This window comes from Thermodesulfobacteriota bacterium (assembly GCA_026415035.1).
Lineage (GTDB): Bacteria > Desulfobacterota > BSN033 > BSN033 > UBA1163 > RBG-16-49-23.
In genome coordinates this window covers 90286-100188 of sequence record JAOAHX010000009.1, presented here as the reverse complement: position 1 = coordinate 100188, position 9903 = coordinate 90286, and the positions used below count along the sequence as shown (strand labels likewise).

Here is a 9903-nt window from a genome sequence, read left to right as displayed (position 1 = left end):
GAATGGCTTATACCAAGAGCGAGGTTTTTCCTCGGAGCCCTAATTCTGACCCTTAGCTTGGAAGGTTGTTCAGGGATCCTCTCTCAGAGGAAACCCGTCCCGGGCGATAAGGACCGAAGCGATAAAATTTCGCAAGCCCCGGCGAGGGCGAAAGCTGAGGAGTCCCCCCCATCCAAACCCGCTCAACCAGGGGTTCCGATGACTCTGCCTTCGGCCGCCCCTCCCTCCTCTTCGCTCGTATCCCAGGCCTCTGTCCAAAGACCCCAACCCCCGTCTTCATCGGCACCAACCCTGCCATCCCCTCCTGCAAGGCCGACGGAGACCCGAACGGGTGCGGGCGTGGTCTTCAATTTCGACAACGCCGATATCTACGAGGTGATCCGGGTGATGGCCGAGGTGATGAAGATCAACTACGTCATCGACCCGAGGGTCAAAGGGGTGGTCAACATCCGGACCACAAGCCCCATCTCGACGGAGGAGGTCTTCTCCGTCTTTCAGTCGATCCTGAGGATCAACGGGGCCACGGCGGTCAAAAAGGAGAACCTCTATGAGATCGTTCCTTTCGGAGAAGCCAAGAAACTGCCCATCCCTCCCTCCGAAAGGATCGAACCTGGGAAGACCGTTGCGGACGGAAGATATGTCATTCAGATCGTCCCATTGAAGTTCATCCCCGTGGCCGAAGTATCGAAGATGCTCAAACCCTTTCTCTCCGACGGGGCCGATCTCGTAGAGCATCCCCCCCATAACATCTTGATCATCGGCGATCTCGCCTCAAACGTCAAAAAGGCCCTGGACATCATCGCCCTGTTCGATCTCGATATCTTCGCCGACCTCAAAGTGCGGATTTACCCCATCCTCAACGCCGATGTCACGGAGATCGCCAAGGAGATGGAACGCATCTTTTCCTCCTTCGAGGTCTCTGTCAAATCGGGAAGGGGTGTGGGCATCACCTTCACGCCCATTTCAAGGATCAATTCTCTCCTGGTGGTGAGCTCCATTCCGGGCATCTTCGAGAAGGTAGAGGGGTGGCTCAGGGAGCTCGACCGGATGCCCCCCGAGGGGACCAAAATGGGCGTACACGTCTACTTTGCCCAGAACATGAAGGCCAAAGATCTGGCTGACGTTTTAAAACAGATCTTTGTAACCGTCAAAGATAAAAAGGCCGAATTTAAGGAGAAGGTGACGCCTGCCGAGCCTACGCCAAGGGGGGTGAGGCCCGCACCTGCGGCCCCACCGGCTCTGGCTCCAAAAGAAGAACCCCCTTCGGTCCCGGAAGGGGAGATCAATATCGTTGTCGATGAGACGAACAACGCCTTGGTCATCCGGGCCTTCGAGAGGGATTACCGGACGATCCTCGAGACGATCAAGAAGTTGGACATCTATCCCAGACAGGTCTTGATCGAGGTATTGCTTGCCGAGATCACCCTCGATGATGAGAATCGCTTCGGCGTGGAGTTTCTGAAACTGCTCGACACCGCTTCCCACGGTCGATTCCAGCAGACGATCGATATCGGTCCCACCACTGTTTCGGGCATCGGGATCAAGTACTCCATCGTCGAGACCGCGGGAAGGTTTTCTGCGGCCATCAAGGCGGCGGCCAAGGATGAAAGGCTCAACGTGATCTCCTCTCCCCATATCCTGGCCTCCAACAACAAGGAGGCGAGGATCCAGATCGGCGTCTCCCAGCCGGTCCTCACCACCACCTATACGACCACGGCCACGGCCACGACGAACGTGGTGGAAGGGACCATCGAATACAAAGACGTGGGGATCATCATCACGGTGACCCCGAGAATAAGCGACGGAGGCCTTGTGACCATGGAGCTGACCATCGAAGACAGCAAGGTCGATACGACCGCCCTCGGGACGCTCCAGAATATCCCAGTCTTCAGGAAAAAGATTGCCAAGACCGTGCTGTCGGTCCTCGAAGGGCAGACGATCGTGATCGGGGGGCTTCTCGAGGATTCCAAGACGACGAAGAAGTCGGGCATCCCCTATCTGAGCAAGATTCCCCTCATCGGGTGGCTCTTTGGGACCCACGAGCGAGAGAAGGACAAGAAGGAGCTCATCCTCCTCATGACCCCCCACATCATCACCGACCATATCCGATCGAAGGCCGTCACCGAAGAGTTTAAAGAAAAACTGGAGGGGATCAAAAAGGAGTTGGAGAGCTGGGGCGAGAAAAGGAGAAAGGAGCGGTGAAAGCTTACCCCTCCGTCAAATGACGAGGGGGATGATGTTCCCGCCGGAGGGAAAGACCGCGACATCGGCCCGGTCCATCTTTTGAGAGACCTGCGCGATGGCCTCCTGTATGGAGGGGGCGAAGGAGAATTTCATCCTCCGCACCAGATCTTCTGAAAGCCCTTCGGTCACGTGGACCACATTGAATTTCTCGGCCAACTCTTTAAAGTAGACGACCTGCATGATGTAAGAGATCCCGAAGGAACGGAGGTGTTCCGGAACGTCTCCCGTGATCAGCCTTCTGTGAAAGCCATTGGCGCTCTCAGGACTTCCCATCTCTTCGATGAGGGGCAAGATCGCTCCTGCCTGCTTCTGGGGAGCTACCCAGATGATGGCCCCTCCCGAACGGGTGCAAAAACTGGCCATGGTCAAGGCCTTTGTAGCCTGCACGCCGATTTCGAGGGGGTAAGCCGAGGTGATGGTCACATCGGCCAATTTGGGAAGGGACACCGTATAGAGAGAGGAGGCGAATCGGGAGGCCTCCAGGTGTTCCGCTACCGGGTCTCCTGCAAACCCCCTGAGGATCTCCTTCTTCTCGTTGATGACCAGGTCGAGTTTAAAAGCCATCCTGGAGAGCCGGCCGGCCTCGACGATCTCTTCGAAGAAGTAATTCCCCTCGAGGAGGTTGACCCTGCTGTTTCGGTGTCGCATCCAGTGAAAATGGTGATCGGCAACGGAACGGTAGGAGCAAACTCCTGGCATGATGATCTTAAACCCTCCTCCAAAGCCCGCTATGGGGTGGGGCATACACTCTCCGACGCCGAGGATCAAATCGGCAGAGGCCACATAGCGGTTCAGCTCGATGAGCGTCCCTCTGTGGGTTTTACCAATAATCACCTGATCAGGGGCATGGGGATCGTGGGCGAGAAGGCGGCCCTTGAGCCGGACCGAAACCTCTTTGCCTACCTTCTGCTCGAGCTGTTGGAGGGCGGGAATCGGATGGGTTCCGAGGGCACAGATTCCGATCATCCGTTCGTCCGGTATCCCGGCGCGGTTCAGGCGGTTCATCATCTCGGGCAGGGCGAGATGGGCTGGCGTCGGTCTCTGCAGGTCGTCAAAGAGTAGTACGACCTCCATCCCTGGCCGGACAAGCTCTTCGATCCTTGGCGAGCCAATCGGGTGGTCAAGGGCCCGTCGAATCTCTTCGATGGGGTCCTTCAGGCCCGTCTGAGGTGGTCGGTCATCCGAGGAGATCACCTGCCATCCTTCAGGGATTGAAAATCCTAATTTTTTGCCTTCGTAATTGATAAAAAGGTCCATCTGGGTCTCACGATGTTCGGTTTTGAGGTTTTAAAATCAGTGTAAAATTAGGCGATTGTCGAAGTCAAATCCGAACTTGAAAAATTACGAAAACTGGGGTACAGTACACCACATGCGAAGGCTTGTCATCAAGAACCAGAAGACGATCCGAAAGAAGGTTTATGACTACCTGCGCGAGAAGCTTCTGAGCGGGGAGATCCCTCCGCATGAGCGGTTGATCGAGACGAAGATCGCAAAAGAGATCGGTACCTCCCGAACCCCGGTCAGAGAGGCCCTTCACAATCTCGAGATCGAGGGGTTGATCGAATCGATCCCGAGGGTGGGCTATGTGGTCAAATCGACGAGCGAAAAGGAGGTAGAGGAGATCTGCGAGATCCGGAGGGTGATCGAAGAACTGGCGATACAGTGGGCCATGGGAAAGGCCCGGGATCGGCTGATCGAAGAGTTGAAAGAGAACATCGCCCAGGCAGAATCGAAGGTCGCCTCCGGAGAGGTGAAGGCCTTTGTGGAATTGGACGCCCAGTTTCACGAGATCATCGCCAAACACAGCGGTAGCCAGCGGCTTCTCGAACTGGCCCAGACGCTGAGACGTCACATGCTCCGTTATCGCGTCCAGAGCATCTACCTGGCAGACAATGTGTTGCGGGCGATCGAGGGCCATAAAAGAATTCTCGAGGCCATCCAAAGGGGTGAGCTTTCGGCGGCGAAGGAGGCGATTGAGCACCACCTGAAACAGTCGAAGATCGATGTCTTGAGGTACGCCTTTAAGGAGGACCAACACCGGTGAAGAGGGAAGGAAGATGATCGAGATCAAGTTTAAAGGGAGAGGGGGGCAGGGGGTGGTCGTCGCCTCTGAGATCTTAGGGAAAGCCCTTTTCGAAGAAGGGAAATATCCCCAGTGTTTTTCCCTCTTCGGATCGGAGAGGCGGGGAGCCCCGGTCTTCGGGTTTCTCCGGGTGGACCAAAAGCCCATCCTCCTGAAATGCCAGATCAGGCGGCCCGATCATCTGGTCATCTTCGATCAGAGCCTGTTGGATGAGGCCGAGGTCCTCCAGGAATTGAAGCCCGGAGGCACGCTTCTGGTCAATACGGAGAGGGAGATCGATGCCTTTGAGAGGCTGAGGCAGTACCATATCGGCCTGATCGATGTGGGACCCATTGCGAGGAAGGCGGGCATCGGAGCCGTATGGAACACCGCCATCCTCGGCGCCTATGCCTCTTTGACCCACCTCGTTAAAAAGGAGACCCTGATCGAGGTCATCCGCAAGACGATCTCCACGAAGATCGAATCGAACCTGGAGGCCTTTGAGGAGGCCTACGATAAGGTGAAAACTTATGAAAGGGTCTGTTGAGGCGACGGAATTCGTCATTCCCATCTCTTATGAGAGCACCGAGCTCATTGAAACCGGCAAGTGGGGGTTTCAGAAACCCGAAACCCTTTTTTCCCTCGCGCCCTGCATGGAGGCCTGCCCAGCGGGAAACCCCATCGCCTCCTTCATCCATGCGGTAGGAGAGGGACGTTTCGAGGAGGCCCTCGAAATGATCTTGAAGGAGAATCCCTTCCCAGGAGTCTGCGGGAGGGTCTGTTACCATCCCTGCGAAGCCGGGTGCAATCGCACCCAGTTTGATCAACCCGTCTCCATCAATGCCCTCGAGAGGTATCTCTTCGATGTCACCGCCAGCTGGACTCCTCCTTGGAACCCTCCGGCCTATAACGATCCCAAAAGGGTCGCCATCGTCGGAGCAGGCCCCGCAGGTCTCTCCTGCGCCTATTTCCTCGCCCTGCTTGGCCACCGGGTGACCCTCTTTGAGGCGAAGGGCGAGCCAGGTGGGGTCCTTCGATGGGGGATCCCTGACTACCGTCTTCCCAAGTCAGTCCTGAGGAAGGAGATCGATAGGATTCTGAGATCAGGAGTCGAGCTGAAAACTGGCCTGACCGTGGGCAGGGATCTTCCTTTCGAGGCCTTAAAGGATTACGACGCCCTCTTCCTCTCGATCGGCGCGGGCAGGAGCCTTTCGCTCGGGATCGGAGAGGATGGGGTCGCGAAGGTCTGGCGAGGGATTGATTTCCTTGCACGGATCAATTCCGGCCAACGCCTAAGACCCGGAAGGGAGGTGGTCGTGGTCGGAGGCGGGAACACGGCGATGGATGTCGCTCGTTCCGCCAGGCGCCTCGGCTCCTCCGTGACCGTTGCCTATCGACGGACGAGAAGGGAGATGCCTGCCCTTCCGGAAGAGGTGGAGGAGGCCGAACAGGAAGGGGTCCGATTCCAATTTCTCCTCCAGCCCATGGAGGTGAAGACCCTTAAAAACGGCAGACTCCGCATCAAGTTCCAACGCATGAAGCTGAGGAAAACCCCCAAGGAGGATCGTCCGAGGCCCGTTCCCGTCCAGGGAAGTTTCTTCTCGATGGAGGCTGACCGGCTCATCACCGCCCTCGGGGAGGGAGTCGATCTCTCTTGGCTTCCTCCGGAGATGGCCTTCCAGGGATTCCTCAGGCCTTCGGCCCTTTTCGAAGACGGGAGGACGAAGGTCTTTGCGGGCGGCGATGCCATCGATCAGCCCAGGAGCGTGGTCATGGCCATCTCCTCCGGGAAGAAGGCGGCCATTGCCATCGATCTCTCCTTCAGAGGGTTCGATCCTGAGGAGGTCTTTTCGAAGATCCGGATCGGATCGAAAGGAGCGGTTTCGATGGAGGCCTACCTCAGAGGGAGGGAGACGGGGATCTGGGAGGAACCCCGAGGGGTGGTCCTTTACGATCAGCTCAATCCGATCTTCTTTTCCCCCTCGGAGAGGGTCTCTCCCAAGCGGATCGATCCCAGCAAGGCCCTGAAGGGGTTTTCAGAGGTGCGGGTCGGATTCTCCTCCGATGAGGCGAGGCAGTCTGCCCTGAGATGTTTTTCGTGCGGGACATGCAATTATTGCTATAACTGTTACTACTTCTGTCCGGAGGGGATCGTCACCTTCGAACCCCTTCGACGAATCCGAAAGGTCGACCTCGATCATTGCAAAGGGTGTGGCACCTGTGCGAGGGCCTGTCCGAGACATGTCATCCAGATGAGGCTGATCTCATGAGAGCGTTCATGACCGGAAATCATGCGGTGGCCCATGCGGTCAAACTCTGCAGGACGCCGCTCATCGCCGCCTATCCCATCACCCCTCAAACGCCCATTTACGAGAAGCTCTCCGAATGGGAGGCCTCGGGCGAGCTCAAAGGGATCATGATGCGAACCGAATCGGAGCATTCGGCCATGGCCTCCTGCATCGCGGCCTCATTGACGGGGGTTCGGACCTTCACGGCCACCTCTTCCCAGGGGCTCGCCCTCATGCACGAGATGCTCCACTTTGCGGCGGGCTGCCGGGTCCCTGTCGTCATGGCCAACGTCAACCGGATCATCTCCGCCCCCTGGGGGTTTTGGGCAGACCAGCTCGATAGTCTCTCCCAGAGGGATACCGGGTGGATCCAGATCTATTGCGAAAATGGACAGGAGGCGCTTGACAGCGTGATCCAGGCCTACCGGATCGCCGAGCGGGTCTATCTCCCTGCTATGATCTCCCTGGAGGCCTTCTTCGTCTCCCATTTTATGGAGCCGGTCGAGGTCCCGGAGCAGGAGAAGGTCGATCAATTCCTTCCTCCCCTCGATCTCCCCCATCGATTCGATATGGATAAACCAGGATTTTTAGTTCCGGTCGTCCCTTCGGAGTTGTACCGGAAGTATCGCCATATGGCCCAGCTCGCCATGGATTCGGTGAAGACGGTCGGGGAGGAGGTGGATGAGGAATTCAGGAGGGTCTTTGGAAGGGGCTACGGGATCATCGAACCCGTGAGGGTGGAGGAGGCCGAGGTCGTCCTCGTGACGGCCGGGTCGATCACCTCCACGGCGAGATTGGCCATCGAGGTCATGCGGGAAGAAGGGTTACCCATCGGGCTTCTCAAGATCCGCTTTTTGAGGCCCTTTCCGAGAGAGGCGATCCAACGGGTTTTGAAAGGGAAGAAGAAGATCGCGGTGATCGATCGAAACAACTCGATCGGAGGAGGCGGGATCTTCTGTCAGGAGCTGCGGGCGGCCCTGGTCCACTCGCCGGATCATCCTCAGATCTTCAGTTACGTGGCCGGGGTCGGAGGGACGGATGTCACGCCGGAGGTGATCCGGAAGATCGCCCTCGATGCGCTCGGCCGGAAAGAGGCGGTGGACGAGTCGATTTGGATCTTGGAAGGGTGATACCGAAAAAAGAAAATGGGTACGATTTCGATTGCCGGGTTTTCCAAAAAGAGAAGAGTTCGGGGAAAGCGCCTATGGTGATTTCTGAGCAAGAGGCCAAGTTGTTGAGGCCGGGCCATGCGGCCTGCGCCGGTTGCGGTTTGGCGGTCGCGATGAGGCTCGTCCTCGAGGCGATGGGGCCCAAGACGATCGCGGTCATCGTCCCCTCCTGCGAAGGATCGATCGGAGGGCTTTACCCCATCACCGCCTATGGAGTGCCCACCTTCCATTCCGCCTTCGAGATTGCCGCGCCCACCGCAGCCGGGATTGCCAATGCCCTGAAGATCCAGGGAAGGGAGGACATTCAGGCCCTGGCCTTCGCGGGAGATGGAGGGACGTATGACATCGGACTGGCTGCTCTTTCCGGGGTGACGAAGAACAACGAGGATATCATCTACGTCTGTCTCGATAACGAAGGCTATATGAATACGGGCATTCAGGTGAGCTCTTCGACCCCGTCCTTTGCCTGGACCGGGACGACCCCTAAGGGAAATCCGAGGCGAAAGAAAAACATCATGGAGATCATGGCGGCCCATTACAACCCGTATTCCGCAACGGCCACCATCGGGTTTCCCCAGGACCTCCAGAGAAAGGTGATCAAGGCCAAAGGGATCCGCGGGACGAAGTTCCTCCATCTGCTCACCCCTTGTCCTACCGGATGGCGGATGGCCCCGGATCTTTCTCCGGAGATCTCGATCCTCGCCGTGGAGACGAACATCTTTCCCCTCTACGAGGTGGAGGACGGGGTTCGATACACGATCAACCACGAACCCAGGCGGCTCCCGGTGGAGGCCTATCTTAAGAGACAGGGGAGGTTTCAGCATATCACGGAGAGGGAGATCCGGAGGATCCAGAGGGACGTCGACGAGGAATGGAAGAAATTGAAATGGAGGGCAGAGCAGTCGGTCCGGCGAGAGGAGGAGGAAGAATGAAGGGGGGTGGGATGAGAGGGCGGCTTGAAAGAACCAGAGGATGAGGATAAAAGAGAATCCAATCGAACAGGGGACCGATTCCAAGGGGATTACGGGTTTTGACAGGACGGGATCTTTTAAAAGGAGGGAGATATGAAAAAGAGGATACCTTGGTTCATCGTCGTTTCAATGGCCATAGTTCTAAGCATCGGAGGAATCGGGCGGTCCGGGATTCCGGTGGCCTATGGACAGGCGGTCAAGCCGGTGGAACTGAAATGGGGCCACTTCGTTCCCACCTCACATGCCATGCATGCCGAGGTGATCGAACCCTGGGCCAAGGAGGTGGAGAAGGCGACCGAAGGGAGGGTGAAGATCACCATATATCCCGGGGCGACCTTAGCCAAGCCCGGTGACCTCTATGATTCCGCCATCACGGCCATCGCCGACTTTGTCTATACCCTGCCCGCCTATTCTCCAGGAAAATTCCCCCTGACCGAGGGCTTGGAGCTCCCCTTTCTCTTCAGTTCTGCCAAGCATGTGACCGAGACCCTCTACGGGCTCTGGGAGAGGATCCCTGAGTTCAGGAAAGAGTACGGCGAGACGAAGATGTGCTGGATCTGGGCCGGAGATCCCGGACAGCTCTTCACGAAGAAACCGGTTCGCACCATGGCCGATCTGAAAGGAATGAAGATCCGGGTCCATGGCCCGGCCACGAAAGATCTGGCCACAGCCTTCGGGGCCTCGCCCATCACCTCGCCCGTGGGCGAACAGTATGAGATGTTGAAACGGGGTGTGATCGATGGGGTCTTCACCCCGTGGTCGGCGAGCCTTCACTTCAGGCTCTACGAAGTGACCTCTCATGCCACGATCATGAACGCCTATGTCCCCATTATGGTCTCGGTCATGAACAAAGAGAGTTTTGAGAAACTTTCGCCGAAAGACAAGAAGATCCTCGAGGAGATGATGGGCAAGAAAGTGGCGATCAAAGGGGCCATGATCTACGATGACCTCGCCCTGAAGTCGATCGAGACCCACAAGAAGGCGGGCATCCAGATCATCGAGCTTCCTCCCGCGGAGATGGAGAAATGGAGGTCGGCTGCGGACCCCTTGTACAAAGGTTGGATCACGAAGACGGAAGGGAAGGGCCTTCCTGGAAAGAGGTTCTTTGACGAGATGGTGAAGCTCAGCAAGGAATTTGGATCTAAATAATCCATCCTTCCTGGAAAGAG

General features: G+C 57.1%; 8 protein-coding genes. 7 read left to right on the top strand and 1 reads right to left on the bottom strand.

Annotated elements, in window-relative coordinates; genetic code table 11:
• Positions 1 to 198 precede the first annotated feature (198 nt).
• A complete protein-coding gene (gene gspD, locus N3G78_07480; protein MCX8117753.1) occupies positions 199 to 2202 on the top strand; it encodes a type II secretion system secretin GspD in 2004 nt (667 codons plus the stop codon).
• 15 nt (positions 2203 to 2217) lie between these two features.
• On the opposite strand, the gene larA is transcribed toward gspD, so the two are convergent.
• Positions 2218 to 3501 (bottom strand): nickel-dependent lactate racemase, encoded by a 1284-nt coding sequence (larA, locus tag N3G78_07475; GenBank protein ID MCX8117752.1) that lies wholly within the window; start codon positions 3499 to 3501, stop codon positions 2218 to 2220.
• A 112-nt stretch (positions 3502 to 3613) separates the two neighbouring features.
• Here larA and N3G78_07470 point away from each other — a divergent pair, with 112 nt between their 5' ends.
• The 6 genes from N3G78_07470 (at position 3614) to N3G78_07445 (ending at position 9883) form a co-directional block, all read left to right on the top strand.
• Entirely contained in the window at positions 3614 to 4288 is a 675-nt protein-coding gene (locus N3G78_07470) for a GntR family transcriptional regulator (GenBank protein MCX8117751.1), read from the top strand.
• A gap of 13 nt (positions 4289 to 4301) precedes the next feature.
• Positions 4302 to 4853, top strand: a complete 552-nt coding sequence (locus N3G78_07465; GenBank protein ID MCX8117750.1) for a 2-oxoacid:acceptor oxidoreductase family protein — start codon at positions 4302 to 4304, stop codon at positions 4851 to 4853.
• Positions 4837 to 6576 carry an NAD(P)-binding protein gene (locus N3G78_07460; protein ID MCX8117749.1) on the top strand — a complete coding sequence of 580 codons (1740 nt, stop codon included), beginning with the start codon at positions 4837 to 4839 and terminating at the stop codon, positions 6574 to 6576. Before N3G78_07465 ends, N3G78_07460 begins: the two co-directional genes overlap by 17 nt.
• Positions 6573 to 7724 carry a pyruvate ferredoxin oxidoreductase gene (gene porA / locus N3G78_07455; protein ID MCX8117748.1) on the top strand — a complete coding sequence of 384 codons (1152 nt, stop codon included), beginning with the start codon at positions 6573 to 6575 and terminating at the stop codon, positions 7722 to 7724. Before N3G78_07460 ends, porA begins: the two co-directional genes overlap by 4 nt.
• A 74-nt stretch (positions 7725 to 7798) precedes the next feature.
• Entirely contained in the window at positions 7799 to 8695 is an 897-nt protein-coding gene (locus N3G78_07450) for a thiamine pyrophosphate-dependent enzyme (GenBank protein MCX8117747.1), read from the top strand.
• A 132-nt stretch (positions 8696 to 8827) separates the two neighbouring features.
• A complete protein-coding gene (locus N3G78_07445; protein MCX8117746.1) occupies positions 8828 to 9883 on the top strand; it encodes a TRAP transporter substrate-binding protein in 1056 nt (351 codons plus the stop codon).
• The last annotated feature ends 20 nt before the right edge of the window (positions 9884 to 9903 follow it).

Coding starts and splice junctions, on each gene's coding strand:
- N3G78_07465 (MCX8117750.1), top strand. CDS start 4,302: ATGATCGAGATCAAGTTTAAAGGGAGAGGGGGGCAGGGGGTGGTCGTC.
- gspD (MCX8117753.1), top strand. CDS start 199: ATGACTCTGCCTTCGGCCGCCCCTCCCTCCTCTTCGCTCGTATCCCAG.
- porA (MCX8117748.1), top strand. CDS start 6,573: ATGAGAGCGTTCATGACCGGAAATCATGCGGTGGCCCATGCGGTCAAA.
- N3G78_07445 (MCX8117746.1), top strand. CDS start 8,828: ATGAAAAAGAGGATACCTTGGTTCATCGTCGTTTCAATGGCCATAGTT.
- N3G78_07470 (MCX8117751.1), top strand. CDS start 3,614: ATGCGAAGGCTTGTCATCAAGAACCAGAAGACGATCCGAAAGAAGGTT.
- N3G78_07460 (MCX8117749.1), top strand. CDS start 4,837: ATGAAAGGGTCTGTTGAGGCGACGGAATTCGTCATTCCCATCTCTTAT.
- N3G78_07450 (MCX8117747.1), top strand. CDS start 7,799: ATGGTGATTTCTGAGCAAGAGGCCAAGTTGTTGAGGCCGGGCCATGCG.
- larA (MCX8117752.1), bottom strand. CDS start 3,501: ATGGACCTTTTTATCAATTACGAAGGCAAAAAATTAGGATTTTCAATC.